General features: G+C 65.8%; 13 protein-coding genes. 8 read left to right on the plus strand and 5 right to left on the minus strand.

The window, feature by feature from the left end:
• Positions 1-204 precede the first annotated feature (204 nt).
• Positions 205-1,008 carry an alpha/beta fold hydrolase gene (locus tag ACJYUO_RS11640; protein WP_494345538.1) on the minus strand — a complete coding sequence of 268 codons (804 nt, stop codon included), beginning with the start codon at positions 1,006-1,008 and terminating at the stop codon, positions 205-207.
• Positions 1,009-1,084: 76 nt separating this feature from the next.
• The gene (locus tag ACJYUO_RS11645; RefSeq protein ID WP_494345539.1) at positions 1,085-2,653 is read right to left on the minus strand and encodes an FAD-dependent oxidoreductase; all 1,569 of its coding nucleotides are present in this window, start codon (positions 2,651-2,653) and stop codon (positions 1,085-1,087) included.
• Positions 2,654-3,015: 362 nt separating this feature from the next.
• Here ACJYUO_RS11645 and ACJYUO_RS11650 point away from each other — a divergent pair, with 362 nt between their 5' ends.
• Positions 3,016-3,297, plus strand: coding sequence for a ubiquitin-like small modifier protein 1 (locus ACJYUO_RS11650; protein WP_494345540.1), 282 nt, complete (start codon positions 3,016-3,018; stop codon positions 3,295-3,297).
• A gap of 31 nt (positions 3,298-3,328) precedes the next feature.
• Here the strand turns inward: ACJYUO_RS11650 and ACJYUO_RS11655 are convergent, their stop codons facing one another.
• On the minus strand, positions 3,329-4,996 hold the full coding sequence (locus ACJYUO_RS11655; protein ID WP_494345541.1) for an aldehyde ferredoxin oxidoreductase C-terminal domain-containing protein: 1,668 nt from the start codon (positions 4,994-4,996) through the stop codon (positions 3,329-3,331).
• A 118-nt stretch (positions 4,997-5,114) separates the two neighbouring features.
• Between ACJYUO_RS11655 and ACJYUO_RS11660 the strand changes: the two genes are divergently transcribed.
• The 3 genes from ACJYUO_RS11660 to ACJYUO_RS11670 all read left to right on the plus strand — a co-directional run bounded on the left by ACJYUO_RS11660 (position 5,115) and on the right by ACJYUO_RS11670 (position 7,795).
• Positions 5,115-5,771: an HAD family hydrolase gene (locus tag ACJYUO_RS11660; protein WP_494345542.1), complete on the plus strand. Its 657-nt coding sequence runs from the start codon at positions 5,115-5,117 to the stop codon at positions 5,769-5,771.
• Positions 5,772-5,858: 87 nt separating this feature from the next.
• On the plus strand, positions 5,859-6,785 hold the full coding sequence (locus ACJYUO_RS11665; RefSeq protein ID WP_494345543.1) for a DUF7983 family protein: 927 nt from the start codon (positions 5,859-5,861) through the stop codon (positions 6,783-6,785).
• 86 nt (positions 6,786-6,871) lie between these two features.
• The gene (locus tag ACJYUO_RS11670; RefSeq protein ID WP_494345988.1) at positions 6,872-7,795 is read left to right on the plus strand and encodes a M48 family metallopeptidase; all 924 of its coding nucleotides are present in this window, start codon (positions 6,872-6,874) and stop codon (positions 7,793-7,795) included.
• Between the two features lie 65 nt (positions 7,796-7,860).
• Here ACJYUO_RS11670 and ACJYUO_RS11675 read toward each other — a convergent pair whose 3' ends face one another.
• Positions 7,861-8,061: a hypothetical protein gene (locus ACJYUO_RS11675; protein ID WP_494345544.1), complete on the minus strand. Its 201-nt coding sequence runs from the start codon at positions 8,059-8,061 to the stop codon at positions 7,861-7,863.
• 321 nt (positions 8,062-8,382) lie between these two features.
• Between ACJYUO_RS11675 and ACJYUO_RS11680 the strand changes: the two genes are divergently transcribed.
• On the plus strand, positions 8,383-8,967 hold the full coding sequence (locus ACJYUO_RS11680; RefSeq protein WP_494345545.1) for a GNAT family N-acetyltransferase: 585 nt from the start codon (positions 8,383-8,385) through the stop codon (positions 8,965-8,967).
• Positions 8,968-9,000: 33 nt separating this feature from the next.
• Here the strand turns inward: ACJYUO_RS11680 and ACJYUO_RS11685 are convergent, their stop codons facing one another.
• The gene (locus ACJYUO_RS11685; RefSeq protein ID WP_494345546.1) at positions 9,001-9,273 is read right to left on the minus strand and encodes a DUF8142 family protein; all 273 of its coding nucleotides are present in this window, start codon (positions 9,271-9,273) and stop codon (positions 9,001-9,003) included.
• 56 nt (positions 9,274-9,329) lie between these two features.
• Between ACJYUO_RS11685 and ACJYUO_RS11690 the strand changes: the two genes are divergently transcribed.
• From ACJYUO_RS11690 to ACJYUO_RS11700, 3 genes are all read left to right on the plus strand, one after another.
• Positions 9,330-9,656 (plus strand): DUF7967 family protein, encoded by a 327-nt coding sequence (locus ACJYUO_RS11690; protein WP_494345547.1) that lies wholly within the window; start codon positions 9,330-9,332, stop codon positions 9,654-9,656.
• An 86-nt stretch (positions 9,657-9,742) separates the two neighbouring features.
• A complete protein-coding gene (locus tag ACJYUO_RS11695; RefSeq protein WP_494345548.1) occupies positions 9,743-11,425 on the plus strand; it encodes an acyl-CoA mutase large subunit family protein in 1,683 nt (560 codons plus the stop codon).
• Between the two features lie 294 nt (positions 11,426-11,719).
• A complete protein-coding gene (locus ACJYUO_RS11700) occupies positions 11,720-13,975 on the plus strand; it encodes a PQQ-dependent sugar dehydrogenase (RefSeq protein ID WP_494345549.1) in 2,256 nt (751 codons plus the stop codon).
• The last annotated feature ends 220 nt before the right edge of the window (positions 13,976-14,195 follow it).

Raw genomic sequence — 14,195 nt, forward strand, 5'->3', positions numbered from 1 at the left:
GTGGCTACTATAGCCGGCGCGGGAGTTCGTCGTTCGGCGCTACCGGAACGGAACAGCGGTCCGTTTCACTGACAGCCGCCGACAACGGCGTGCTGTACGCGGAGAAACGCCCGGGAATCCGTTTTCCTGAGGACTGTCACACCGGGATTCGGCGATTCGCCCAGCGTCCGGCAAGCACTCTCATCGTCGCTTCCGGTCCGTCGGTCAGCCGGCGAACTCGGCCAGTTCCTCGTTGAGTGTCTCCGTCTCGTCGGCGACGAGACCGTGGCCGCTGTTCTCGAAGCGGATCAGTTCAGCGCTCCGAATGCCCTCCTCGAGCACCTCACCGGTGCTCTCGATCGGGGTGACCTCGTCGTGGACGCCGTGATAGATCTTCGTCGGAACGGTGATATCGTCCATGTCCGGCCGGAGATCGGCGTCGCGCCACGTCTCGGCGGAGGCGATCGTCGCCTGTCCGGACGCTTCCATTCCGAGGCTCCAGACCCAGTCCATCATCTCGTCGCTCTGGTCGGTGTGGAACAGCAACTCGGCGAAATCGGCGTTCATCTTCGCGCGGTCGGTTCGTGCGCCTTCGATAAGCGGGTTTACCTCCGACTCGTCGAGACCCTCGGGGAAGTCCGGCTTCTCGGTGATGACCGGACTCGCGGGGGCCAGCAGCGCGAGTTTGTCGACGTAGGCCTCGTCGTGTCGACTCATGTAGTGGGTCGCCGTTCCGCCGCCCATCGAGAACCCCGCTAACGTTGCGCCGTCGACGTCCAGCTCGTCGAGTACCGCATACACGTCATCGGCAAAGCGGTCGTAGCTGTAATCGCCGTACGGTTTCTCCGATTTTCCGTACCCGCGGAGATCGATCCCGATGCAGCGAACCCCCTCCTCGAGGAGGTAGTTGAACTGGTATTCGAACATCCGGTGATTGAGCGGCCAGCCGTGGAGGAAGACGATGGGATCGCCCTCGCCGAGGTCACGGGCGAATACGGTGACGTCATCGTCAGTTTCGATCCGAGGCATGCGATGAGCCGTACCCTGACCACTGGTATCAAGGAGCGCCTTTCACGTGACGGCCCCGGGAAACTGGCACCGAGAGTCACAGCCGCCGGTACAGCAACCCCTCGATCGCCGGCCCCGAGAGCACCTCGCCGTCGTAGGTGAACCGCGAACCGTGACAGGGACAGTCCCACGTCCGTTCGGCGTCGTTCCACCGGACGAGACAGCCCATGTGCGGACAGGTAGCCGAGACGGCGTGGGTCGTGCCGTCCTCGTCACGGTAGAGTCCTACCGGCTCGCTCGCGCGACGGACGACGCAAGCGTCGCCAGGGGACAGCTCGTCTGCGCCGTCGGCTCCGAGCGACGCCAGCAGCGACTTGATCCGATCGCCGACGAAACTCCCGCCGACTTTGACGTTCTCCTCGAGAAAGTTCTTCGCGGACGCGCCGAGCGTGAGCCGCTGGGGGTCGAACACGTCGGCCCAGTTGTGTTCTCCCTCGGTGATTAGATCGGAGAGGATCATCCCCGCGGCGGTGCCGCCGGTCATCCCCCAGCCGTTGAAGCCGGTGCCGACGTAGACGTGCTCGGAGAGCGGGTCGATCCGGCCGATAAAGGGTACCTGATCGACCGGAGAGTAGTCCATCGTCGACCACCGATACTCGATCGACTCCACGTCGAAGTGCTCGCGAGCGAATGCCTCGCAGCGCCGGTAGCGCTCGGAGGTCGCCACCCCGTCGACGCTCGGCTTGTGGCTCTGGCCGCCGACGATCAGGAGTTCCTCGGCTTCTCCTCTCTCGTCCGTTTCCGCCGACTCGGTCACCGGATACCGCCGGATCGTCGCCGGCGGCGAGGCCGTGTTGTAGTACATCCCTTCGGGCGGCGGTCCGTCGATGCGGACGGCGAGCAGATAGGCTCGATGGGGGTGCATCCGCGCGAAGTAGCCCGCCCGATCCAGCACCGGAAAGTGGGTCGCGACGACCACGTCGTCGGCGACGACGTCTCCGTGCTCCGTTTCGACACGACACGGGGAGCCCGGATCGACCTCGAGCGCGCGGGTCTCCTCGAAGACGTAGCTGTCGTCGCCGTGAATCCGCTCGGCGATCGATAGGAGGTACTTCCGCGGGTGGAACGCCGCCTGTTCGTCGAAGCGAACCGCACCGTCGACCTCGTACGGAAGCGGCATCTCCTCGACGAACGAGGCGGGGAGCCCGAGCTGCTGGGCTGCGTCGACCTCGTCGCGGACCTGCGACACGTCGTCGGGCGAGGCGGCGTAGGTGTAGGCCTCGGTGCGCCGGAAGTCACAGTCGATGTCTAACTCTTCGACGCGCCGCTCGACGGTGTCGATCGCCGCCTCGTTGGCGTCGGCGTACTGGCTCGCCTTCTCCTCACCGAACTGAGAGACGAGCCGGTCGTAGCACAGCCCGTGCTGGGAAGTGAGCTTGGCCGTCGTGTGTCCGGTCGTGCTCTCGACGATCCGGTCAGCTTCGAGGACCGCGACCGACCGGCCGGCTTCTTGTAGTTCGATCGCGGCGCTCAGGCCGGTGATACCGCCGCCGACGATAGCCACGTCGACGGGCAGCCCATCCTCCAGGGGGCCGTACTCCGTCGTGGGGGTCGTCGCGAGCCACAGCGACTCCGGACGCGGTTCTGATTTGGTCGGGTTCGACATCGGGATCAGCGAGTCGGGCTATCCACACCCAGACAAAAGGGCTGGGGGGTGGGTCGCCGACTCAGACGGATTGCTGTACCGTTACCGGCGCAACCGCGATCCGGGCGGCGGTTGCGCCGGAAATGACGTACAGTAAACCGTCTCAGGCTCTCGAGCCACCGACTCGGCTCGCGCCGAATCCGAGGGCGGCTAGACCGGCAATCGCTACGGCGGCTCCGAAGACGCCGCAGTGGTCGGCGAAACCGCGCCCGCAGCACCGTTGGCGGCCAGATAGAGGTCGGTGCATGCCAGTTGACGGGCGTGGTCGACCCGTTCGACCGTTGCCCCCTCGATACAAGCGACGCCGCGTCGAACGACACCGTGTGAAACTCGAGTGCGTCTTCTTCGGTCCGTTTCGCGACGCCGTCGGCGAGAAGACGGTCCGGTACGAGACGGACGCCGACACCGTCGGCGACCTCTTGGCCGAACTCGAGGCGACGTACCCGGGCCTCGAGGGCGAACTCGTGGCTGCGGACGGTGACGGGCTGGCAGGGGAGACGGTCGTCACGAAGGATACGAAACACGTCGTCCACATCGACGGTCTCGAGACGACCCTCGAAGCGGGTGCCGTGATCCGGCTGGTGCCGTCGGTGTACGGCGGCTGAGCGCGGTGGCTCCGTTCCCGTCACTCTCTCGTTAGTCCGCCGACGGCGCGATCGGCTCGAGTTCCGAATCCGGAACGACGCCGTCCGTGGTCCAGCCCCGCGCCGCGTAGTACTCGTCGATCGCCGCCTCGAGGTCCGGAATCTCGTAGGGGAGACCGTCGTCGTTCCGGTCGAACCCCCGCTGGTTGTTGAAGTGGCGCTCGCGGCGAACGGTCCGCGCGCCGATTTCCATGAGGTCGGCGTAGTCGGCGTCGAACAGCGCCTCGAGTCGGTTCGGGGAGACGTAGTCGCTGCCGAAGGCACAGACGATGCCGGTGTCCCGGAACGCCGAGGCGTTTTCCTCGTGGACGAGCCGCTCGGCCTTCCCCAAAGTCCCCTCCGGATCGAGTTCGCCGCTGTACTCGGGGGTCAGCATGCCGGCGTACATGTGGTCTGCGCCCCGGTTCGCGACGGCGTAGGAGAGCCCCTGCCCGTGGAGGATGCGCCCGTCGTGGGCGGCGAACTCCATGCCCTTGACGGTGTAGTTGTCGACGCCGAGGTCGTCGTGACAGCGGTCGATGCCCTCCGCGAGGCGGTCGCCGATCCCCTCGCGGTAGGCGATCTTCTCGGTGAGTTCCCGCGCGAGGTCGGCGTTGCCGAACTCGTCCGCGCTCGCGAGGTAGGCCGCCACAGTGACCCCGGCGGAAATCGTGTCCATGCCAAGGGTGTCACACAGTTCGTTGGCCTTCATCACGTCGACGATGTCCCCGACGCCTTGGCTCGAGCCGAACGCGTAGACGGTTTCGAACTCCGGGCCCTCGGTTTCGACGCCGGCCGCCTCGTCTCGCGTCGGGAGTTTGCAGGCGTAGGCACAGGCCGAGCACGCGCCTTTCTCGTATTTCTTCGCCTCGACGGCGGTGCCGCCGATCCGGTCGGCGTGTTCGAACGTATCGTCCGCGAAGTACCGGGTTGGCAGCGCGAAGTTGTCGTTGATGAACTCGGTGCTGCCCGTCGTTCCCTGTCGCCGCAGCAGGTCGTCCGACTGGGACGCCTCCCGGTGGATGTCCATCTCCGGCGGGTTCGGGATTTCGACCGAGGGTTCCGCATCGCCCTCGAACGTGACGCACTTGACGTTCTTCGACCCCAGCACGGCACCCAGCCCGCCGCGGCCGAACGCTCGCGAGTCGAAGGTCATCACCGAGGCGAACCGGACCCGGTTCTCGCCGGCCGGCCCGATCGCGATGCAGTTGTCCGGTCCGAGGTCGCGGCGTTCGGCCATGTACTCGGATGTTTCGGGTACCGTCGCACCCTCGAGGTCGGGTACCTCCTCGAACTCGACGCCGCGGTCGGTGACGTGGACGGCCAGCAACTCGTCGCTCGTCCCCGCGAGCTCGAGGACGCCGATCCCCGTCCCGACGACGTTCCGCGAGAGGTAGCCGCCGGCGTTGCTCGAGACCAGTCCGTCGGTCAGCGGCGAGAGGGCGGTCATGTTCAGCCGGCCGGTAAAGGACATCCGCGACTGCTGGAGCGGTCCCGGAGCGAGATAGGCGCGGTTCTCGGGACCGAACGGGTCCGCGTCGAACGGGATCCGCTCGTGGGCGAGCGCCGTCGCGACCGCCCGCCCGCCGACGGCCGCCTCGAGCGTGCCGTCGATGCTCGTCTCGGTCGCCGTGCGGTCGCCCACGTCGACGGTGAGAAGCGGACCTTTCGAGTGCAACATGGGACCATTCACCACAAGAATCGCCTTAGATCTGGCCCCGATCGACCCGGCGGTTGCGATATCGTCGAGCCAGTGATCTCAACAGAATTATAATCCCGACGGCAATAGCTGTGCCAGTATGACGTACGATGCGGTCCTGTTCGACTTCGACGGGGTCGTCGTCGAGAATCCGTCCTCCCAGCGGCTGTCCGCCGCGCTCGGCCGAACGTACGAGCACCTCGGCCGGTCCGAACCGGCGACCGAGACGCTGCAGGCGCTCCTTCGGGGCGACTTCGAATCGATCGCCGAGCGCTGTCGCAGCCTCGGGATCGAGACGAACGCGTTCTGTGCACAGGCCGCCCGCGAGATGGTCCGCACCCAGCGCGAGGAAGTCGAGCGCGGACTGCGATCGGCCTACGACGACGTTACCGCGATTCGGTCGCTCGAGTTGCCCCTCGGCATCGTCAGTGACAATCACCCGACCGTGGTCTCGACGCTGCTCGATCGGTTCGGGCTGCGATCGCTGTTCGAGACTGTCTACGGCTGTCCGCTGACCCCCGACGGACTCGCCCGGCGCAAGCCCGATCCGACGAACATCGAAACCGCGATGGACTCTCTGGAAGTCGACGACGCGCTGTACGTCGGCGACCGAGCCGTCGACGTGCGGGCGGCCGACAACGCGGGTATCGATTCGGTGTTGCTCTCGCGATCCGATGGGGACGAACGAGTCGAGGCCGACATCAACCCGACCTACCAGCTCCCGTCGCTCTCGCAGCTTCCGTCCGTTCTCGAGTAAGCCGCGGCCTTCTCGCCAGCGAACCCGACGTTCGACGGTGGCAGATTCGTGGTCGCGCTTTTTGCGCTCGCTCGCCGTAGCCATCGTATGGAACCCGACGACACGTGGGCGAGCCTTCGGCGGCAGTGCGAGGCCCTCGAGCCGGGCACCGAACTGCTGACGCCAGTCTCCGAGCGCCCGTTCGAAATCGAAGGGACCGGCGACGACCGGATCGTCGTTCGCTTTGGCGACAGCGGGGAGACGCGCCCGCTCTGGCGCGAGCAGTTCGTCGTCTTTCTCGAGCAACTCGACGAAGGTGAGGTTTCGATCGACCACCTCCAGCCGGGGGTCGAGCCCTACGCCAGCGTCGTGACACTCGCCGACGAGTACGCTGCCGACGGCGACACGATCAGGTACGATGCCGACGGGACCGCCGGGGACAGCCCGTTTCTCGTTCCCGCAGCGGACGCGCGGAAGCCGCCCGAACGCGTCCACGACGACGCCCTGGTACTGGCCGCGCTGCTCGAGGAACTCGATGCCGACGATCCTGCGGTCCTCGAGACTGACTCGCTGACGGATCTCTACGTGCTCGCGTCGGACGTCCAGCACGGCTCCGACCGGGTCCGGCGATCGGCACGGGATCCGCTGCTCGAGCGACTCGGCCCCGACCAGGAGCTTCACGGGCGCTACGGGACCGTTCGACGGACGACTCGGGAGCGACGACAGCCCAAAGACGCCGAAACGATCTTCGCCGCCCTCGACGATCGCGGCATCCCCCGCGAGTGGGTCACGGGCGTCGATCGGGACAAACTGGACGTCGTCCTCGCCGTGACCGACCTCGAGGAGAGCGAGGTCTACGACGTCGAGGAGGACGTCTACGTCCAGAAGACCGGCGTCGACGAGGACGAGAAGTACTCCCGTCTGCAGGGAATCGCCGACCGGATCGATGACCTCGAGGGCGCGGAGGGTACGGTCCTCCGCGAGGAACTGGACGCCCTCGAGGAGCAACTCGAGGCGGCGCTGTCGGCCGACTGAGCGCACGTCCGATACCCGTTTCAACCGGCCGGCCGTAGGTCGGTTCGACACCGATGTCTGCTCGTCCCGCGGGGACCCGGCTCCTGATGGCGCTCGTCGGCTGCCTGCTGTTGGTGTGGTATCTCGGACTAGCGGCGCTTAGTTATTGGGCGCTGTCGGTGCTTCGGGCCTCCGTGCCCGATCCTGCGACGGCGGTTCTGTTGATCGTCGCGATCGGGATTTTCGGCGGCTATCTCAGCTATCGGCTCGGGACGAACCACCTCCTCTCGAGTCTCGACGCGGTCGAACTGCCGCGTTCGCACGCGCCCGGATTCTACCGGCGGATCGACGGCCTCGAGTCCCGGATGAACGCTGGTTCGCCGACAATCCTGATCGCCCGGCTGCCGATGCCCAACGCCTTCGCGCTGGGCAGCAAGCGAAACGGCGTCGTCGTCCTCGATCGTTCGCTTCTCCGATTGCTGTCGATCGACGAACTCGAGGCGCTCGCGGCCCACGAACTCGCCCACCTCGAGCGCTACGACGCGTTCGTCCAGACGCTCGCCTACGGCGTCTTCCGGACCGTCGCGGGGCTCGTCTTTTTGGTGTTGGCCCCGTTTCTCTTCCCGCTCGCGGGGATCGCTCGGGCGGTCGCGTGGATCCGCGGCGATCCGGCGTCGTGGTCCCGGACGGCGTTCGGCCGGCTAGTGGGGCTCGTCGAGGGAGGCGTCGTCGCCGGCTTTCTCCTCGTGACCCTCGCCGTCCGCGCACACTCGCGCCGGCGGGAGTATGCCGCCGACGACCGCGCCGCCGCAGTCACCGGCAAGCCGGTCGCGCTCGCTCGCGCGCTCCGGACGATCCAGCGCGCCGCCGAGCCCTCGCAGGGGTTGCTCTCGACCCTGTATATCCACACCGAAGAGGAAGACGAGTTAACGCGGCTCCTCTCGACCCATCCCTCGACGGACGACCGGATCGAACGGCTGCTCGAGCAGTCCCAACCCGCTCGCGATCTGTCTCGAGACTCCGTTCGGTGAGCGACGCTACCGGATCGCGTTCGATCCGATCACCGGAACCGCCCGCGGTCGCGGATCGTTCGTCGCTACCGGACGTTGGTCCAGCCGCAATCGACGCAGACGTCGGATGCACCGTCGGGTACCGTGTAGCCGGAACAGACCGGACAGTCGGTCGCGAGGGTGCCGCCGTCGGCGACGACCCGATCCGACGACCGCTCTTCCTCGAGCGAGTCCGGAAGGGCCGGATGACACGCCGCACACACGTGCTGGGACCGTCTGTGCGTCATGGTTTCGGTTCGAATTCGGTGCGTGAACCGTTGTACGACCTCGTCACCGCAGCGTTCGCATTCGGCCATGATATGATAACAATCAACATTGTGGGTCAAAAGTCTTGCCCATATATTCGACTATCGCTGCATCTTGGAACTGGTAAGGAAATACTACTGGGAGAGGGTGGACATATGGGTTGTTATTATCTCAACAGAGCCGAAACCCTCAATTCTGGAAAGAGCTTGATCGACGGCACCGTCACAGCGGCGACAGCGCGGCACTGACGAGATACTGGCAACCCACAAACGCTTTTGGCTGCACACCTCCTACGTCGGATCATGTACGTTCGGGACGCGAAAAACAGGGAAGAGGTCTGGTTGCTGGATCACATCGAGTCGATGGGACTCGACGAGACGGCGTTTCGCTCCCGTGACTACGTCATCGCCATCGACGAGGAATCCGGCGAAAAGGCCGGGTTCGGTCGCATCCGCGTCCACAAGACCGACGACGGTGACTCCGTCTGCGAACTAACCAGCATCGGCGTCCTCGAGGGCTGGCGCGAACAGGGCGTCGGGGCCCACATCGTCGAACGGCTCGTAGAGTACGCCGGCGACCAGGGGTTCGAGACCGTCTACGTCCTGACCGGTGTGGGTGCCTACCTCGCCCAGTTCGGCTTCCAGCGGCTCGACGACTCCGAACTGCCGGCGGTCCTGCAAGAGCGCCTCGAGGACAAACGGGAGGGGTCTGATCCGGACGCAGTGCCGCTGACGATCGACGTCGACGAGTTTCGGATGCCCGACCGGCTCAGGGAGGCGTTCAAGCGCGCGCCGGAGGGACGCGACGAGACGGACGACGAGGAGTCGCCGGAGGACTTCGGTATCGACCCCGATTCGGCCACGTACAAGTACGATACGGGCCGGTAATCCATGCGAATGACACCGGCCGTTCGGTCCGTCTCACCGGTCCGATCCCGCGCCGGCGGGCCGCTGGTCGAAGCCGTGGCGGAACGCGACCCAGGCGATTCCCGAGAGGAAGAGCATCGGCGGGAGGATCGCGAAGGCCCACAGCGGGTCCAGTCCCCAGCGAAGCAAGAGCCCGAGATTCAGCAATCCGAGGGCCAGAAACGGCGCGACGTAGCGGGCGGCGCGGCGACGGTCGCCCGCGTCGTCCGCCCGTCTCGACGGCTCCGGCAGCCCCGACTCCGACGGTCCCGGCGAATCCCCGGTCATGGGCGGATCGTCGACGCCTCGAGACAAAAGCGCCAGTGACGATTCGAGTGACAGTCATGACTTCGAACGAACCCGATCCGACGGTCGACCGCGCCGAGTCAGCCGACGGCGAAGACGACGCGCGCGTCTGGCTCGTCGAACGAACATATGGAGACGACGAACTCAATCTCGTCATCCTCGTCTACGCGACCGCAGACGGCAGCCGGTACCACCGCCGCGAGCGAGCGCTGACGAGCTTTACCGGCCCCGCTCGAGAGACGAAGGCGAGTCTCCGCGTCTCGCCGGACGCGCTCGGATCCGTCGACGACCCGGCGACCCGGGAGCGCTACGCCGAGGAGGCGTCGCGGATGGCCGACAAACACGGCCCCGAGGACACCGTTTGAAGCGGTTTCGAAGTTCCGGCGGGTCGAACGGGAAAGCTTGACGTGTTCATCAAAGTTGAAGCCCCGGCCGGTCTACGATAATCATAATGTTCGACCCCGATGAACTCGAGGAGATCCGTGCCGGCAGGGACGACTGGCACGAGGCCGAAGTCGAGCCGGTCCTCGAGCGGTTCGGCGAGCGCAAGGAAACGTTCACGACTGATACCGGGGGCCAGGAGGTCGACCGGCTTTACACGCCCGACGATGTCGGCGACCTCGACTACGAGGAGGATCTCGGCAATCCGGGGGAACCGCCGTACACGCGCGGGGTCTACTCCACCGGCTACCGGGGTCGGCTCTGGACGATGCGCCAGTACGCCGGATTTTCGACGCCGGAAGATACGAACGAGCGCTATCACTACCTGCTCGACGAGGGCCAGACCGGGCTCTCGATGGCCTTCGATCTGCCGACACAGATGGGCTACGATTCCGACGCCCCGATGGCCGCGGGTGAGGTGGGGAAAGCCGGCGTCGCGATCGACTCGCTCGACGACATGGAGACCGTTTTCGACGGGATTCCGCTCGACGAAGTCTCGACATCGATGACGATCAACGCGCCGGCGTCGGTGCTGCTGGCGATGTACATCGCGGTGGGCGACCAGCAGGGCGTCGACCGCTCGGAGCTTCGCGGGACGATTCAAAACGACATTCTCAAGGAGTATATCGCCCGCAATACGTACATCTACCCGCCCGAGCCGTCGATGCGGATCATCACGGACATCTTCGAGTTTTGCGCCGAGGAGACCCCGAAGTTCAACACCATCTCCATTTCGGGCTACCACATCCGCGAGGCCGGCTCGACCGCCGCACAGGAACTGGCCTTCACGCTGGGCAACGGCATCGAGTATGTCGAGACGGCGATCGAAGCGGGGCTCGACGTCGACGACTTCGCGCCGCAACTCTCCTTTTTCTTCAACGGCCACAACAACATCTTCGAGGAGGTCGCCAAGTTCCGCGCGGCCCGCCGGATGTGGCACGACATCATCGAGGAGCGCTTCGATCCGGACGATCCCAAGTCCAAACAGCTCAAGTTCCACACCCAGACCGCGGGCTCGATGCTGACCGCCCAGCAGATCGAGAACAACGTCGTCCGCGTCGCCTATCAGGCGCTCGCGGCCGTTCTCGGCGGTACCCAGAGCCTGCACACGAACGGGAAAGACGAGGCGCTGGCCCTGCCGACCGAGGAGTCCGTCCGTACCGCCCTGCGCACCCAGCAGATCCTCGCTCACGAGTCCGGTGCGGCCGACACCATCGACCCGCTGGCGGGCAGCTACTACGTCGAATCGCTGACCGACGATGTCGAGGAAGAGGCCTACGAGATCATGGCCGAGGTCGACGACCGCGGCGGCATGCTCGAGGCTGTCGAGCAACAGTGGGTTCAGCGCCAAATCCAGGACACGGCCTTCGACCGCCAGAAGGAAATCGAGGCAAAAGAGCGGATCATCGTCGGGGTCAACGAGTTCGAGGTCGACGAGGACCCGGCGATGGACGTCGAGGAGGTCACCGAGGAAGACCAGCAGCGACAGATCGACAGCCTCGAGTCGGTCCGCGAGTCCCGCGACGCCGAAGCCGTCGATGCCGCTCTCGAGGCGCTTCGGGACGCGGCACAGAGCGAGCAGAACCTCATGCCGTATATCATCGACGCGGTCAAGGCCTACGCGACGGTCGGCGAGATCTGTAACGTCATGCGCGACGAGTTCGGGGAGTATCAGCCCGGCGGCGCGGTCTGAGAGCCTCGACGGGGTTCGGCTCTCGGCGTCGGAGTCGAGTCGGTCGCGAGGCTCCCCGTCGGATCCGCGCCGATCCGTGCGACCGACTCGCAGACGACGGCCAGAGAGCGCAGTCCGAGCGGTTGAACGTCGTATTAGACTCGCGTAACATCATCGATCTCTCTCGAGTAATATCGTTTTACAGCCGGTTCCGCCGGGCGATTCGAAGGCAATCTACTATTGGGCTAGAAATTCGGGGAAACGGTCGGACCGGTTTATCCACATATCGGGCAACGGCGCTGGTGTGAGTCTACCATGAGCGAGCAACCCGACGAGCGATCGACCCCCGAAGTGGAGTCGGCCGGCAACTATCCATCGGCGTCCCGTCGCCGCGTACTGCAGGCCGCCGCGGTCGCGGGCGGGGTCGTCGGTCTGGGCAACGTCGCGCTCGCCCAAGAGACCCAGTCGATCGAACTCGGGGGCGAGACGAGCGGTTGGATCGGCGTCGCGCCCGAGGAGATCGCGGACGAAACGAACCCCACGCTGGACCTCGAGGAGGGAACCACCTACGAGGTAACGTGGGAGAACCTCGACGGTGCCGCCCACAACTTCGTCATCGTCGACAGCGAAGGCGAGGATTTAGAGCGCACCGAACTCATGAGCGAGCAGGGCGAGACCCAGTCGCTCGAGTTCGAGGCGACGAGCGAGATGGCCGAGTACTACTGCGAGCCCCACCGGGCGACGATGCGCGGGGAGATCTCGGTCGGGGGCGGCGGTAACGGAGCGGCCGAGGAAGAATCCGACGACGGGCAGTCGGAGGCCTTCTTCGAGGCGGGAACCGAGATCGGCGTCCAGACGATCGCCGAGGGAATGACCGCGCCGACGGACTTCGCGGTGGCGGACGAAGATCAGGACCGGTACTTCGTCGCCGACCAGACCGGCGAGCTCTGGATCGTCACCGACGACGGGTTGCAGGACGAGCCGTTCCTCGACGTTAGCGACCAACTCGTCGAACTCGGCACCTTCGAGGGCGACTACGCGGACCCGAATCAGGACTACGACGAGCGGGGACTGCTCGGCGTCGAGTTCCACCCCGACTTCGCGGAGAACCGCCGCTTTTTCGTCCACTACAGCGCCCCGCCGAACGACGAGACGCCCGATGGCTGGAGCCACGTCGAAGTCGTCTCCGAGTATCGGGCCAACGAGGACATGAGTCGGGCCGACCCCGACTCCGAGCGGGTCCTACTGGAGTTCCAGAAGCCCCAGTACAACCACGACGCCGGACCGATGGCGTTCGGTCCCGACGGCTACCTCTACGTCCCGATGGGCGACGGTGGCGGGGCGAACGACGACATGGAGGGCCACGTCGAGGACTGGTACGACGGCAACGCGGGCGGCAACGGACAGGACGTTAGCGAGAACCTGCTCGGCGGCATCCATCGAATCGATGTCGACGTCGAGAGCGACGAGCGGCCGTACGGCATTCCGGACGACAACCCGCTCGTCGACGTCGAGGACGCCCGCGACGAGTATTACGCGTGGGGGATGCGCAATCCGTTCGGCATCTCGTTCGACAGCGAGGGCCGGCTGTTCGCCTCCGACGCCGGGCAAGACCTCTTCGAGGAAGCGAACATCGTCGAGGCCGGCGGCAACTACGGCTGGAACGTCAAGGAAGGGACCCACTGCTTTAGCACGGAGAGCCCGAGCGACCCGCCAGCGGACTGTCCCGACTCGGCCCCCGACGAACCGCCCTACGACGGGCAGGAGCTTCAGGACCCGATCGTCGAGTACCCGCACGTCTACAACGGCGAATCGGTCGGGATCACGATCATCGGCGGCCACGTGTACGAAGCGGCCGACGTCCAAGAGCTGGAGGGCAAGTACGTCTTCGGCGACTGGACCGCCGACCCGGCCCGTCAGGAGCCCGCGGGACGGCTGCTCGCCGCCGCGGATCCTGAAGACGGCGGCGGTGACTCGATGACCGACGGCGCCGGCAACGAAACCGACACCAGCGGGAACGAGACGGTAGCGATGAACGAAACCGCGGACATGAACGAGTCGGCCGGCATGAACGAGTCGGCTGGCATGAACGAGTCGGCTGGCATGAACGAGTCGGCCGGCATGAACGAAACGGCCGAGATGAACGAGACCGCGGAAGATGACGGCGAAGCGGGCGCGGACGCCGCGGATCAGGAGGTCGTCCCTCGAGACGAACTCTGGGACATGGAAGCGCTCCAAGTCTCGGGCACCGAAGACGGCTCGTTCCCCTACTTCGTCCGGCAGTTCGGACAGGACGCCGACGGGAACGTCTACGTGCTCGCGAATCAGGAGGGCGTTCCGGAAGGCGACACGGGCGCGGTCATGCAGATCGTCCCGCCGGAGGAGGGCGATTCCCTCTCGGCACCCGAGACGGACGACGAGGCGGCTCCCGAGGAGCAGGAAGCCGACGAGAACGCGACGGAGGACACGCAGGACGAGCCCATCGAGGCAGACAACGAGACTGCGGACAACGAAAGCGCGATGAACGATACCGCGACCGACGACAACGCGACCAACACAACCGACGCGTAACGCCTCGGGTCACACTCGAACGAGAACCGATCGACATGTGCCGTCGATGGCTTTTTTCGAGGTTCGTCGTGTGTATCCGGCCGTCCGTGAATACGAATACGACGACCGGGTCCGTCATCGTACGGACTGCCGGCATACCGGCACGTCGCGACGCCACGCTGTACGACACCGAGGCCGCGCTCGAGCGGGCGACCGCCGAAAGCGACCGACCGCCAGGACG

It is taken from the genome of Natrinema sp. CRL1 (genome assembly GCF_059162405.1).

Bases quoted from the DNA above. Each gene is read 5' to 3' on its own strand.
- ACJYUO_RS11640 (WP_494345538.1), bottom strand. From the start codon at position 1,008: ATGCCTCGGATCGAAACTGACGATGACGTCACCGTATTCGCCCGTGAC.
- ACJYUO_RS11645 (WP_494345539.1), bottom strand. From the start codon at position 2,653: ATGTCGAACCCGACCAAATCAGAACCGCGTCCGGAGTCGCTGTGGCTC.
- ACJYUO_RS11655 (WP_494345541.1), bottom strand. From the start codon at position 4,996: ATGTTGCACTCGAAAGGTCCGCTTCTCACCGTCGACGTGGGCGACCGC.
- ACJYUO_RS11660 (WP_494345542.1), top strand. From the start codon at position 5,115: ATGACGTACGATGCGGTCCTGTTCGACTTCGACGGGGTCGTCGTCGAG.
- ACJYUO_RS11665 (WP_494345543.1), top strand. From the start codon at position 5,859: ATGGAACCCGACGACACGTGGGCGAGCCTTCGGCGGCAGTGCGAGGCC.
- ACJYUO_RS11670 (WP_494345988.1), top strand. From the start codon at position 6,872: ATGGCGCTCGTCGGCTGCCTGCTGTTGGTGTGGTATCTCGGACTAGCG.
- ACJYUO_RS11675 (WP_494345544.1), bottom strand. From the start codon at position 8,061: ATGACGCACAGACGGTCCCAGCACGTGTGTGCGGCGTGTCATCCGGCC.
- ACJYUO_RS11680 (WP_494345545.1), top strand. From the start codon at position 8,383: ATGTACGTTCGGGACGCGAAAAACAGGGAAGAGGTCTGGTTGCTGGAT.
- ACJYUO_RS11685 (WP_494345546.1), bottom strand. From the start codon at position 9,273: ATGACCGGGGATTCGCCGGGACCGTCGGAGTCGGGGCTGCCGGAGCCG.
- ACJYUO_RS11690 (WP_494345547.1), top strand. From the start codon at position 9,330: ATGACTTCGAACGAACCCGATCCGACGGTCGACCGCGCCGAGTCAGCC.
- ACJYUO_RS11695 (WP_494345548.1), top strand. From the start codon at position 9,743: ATGTTCGACCCCGATGAACTCGAGGAGATCCGTGCCGGCAGGGACGAC.
- ACJYUO_RS11700 (WP_494345549.1), top strand. From the start codon at position 11,720: ATGAGCGAGCAACCCGACGAGCGATCGACCCCCGAAGTGGAGTCGGCC.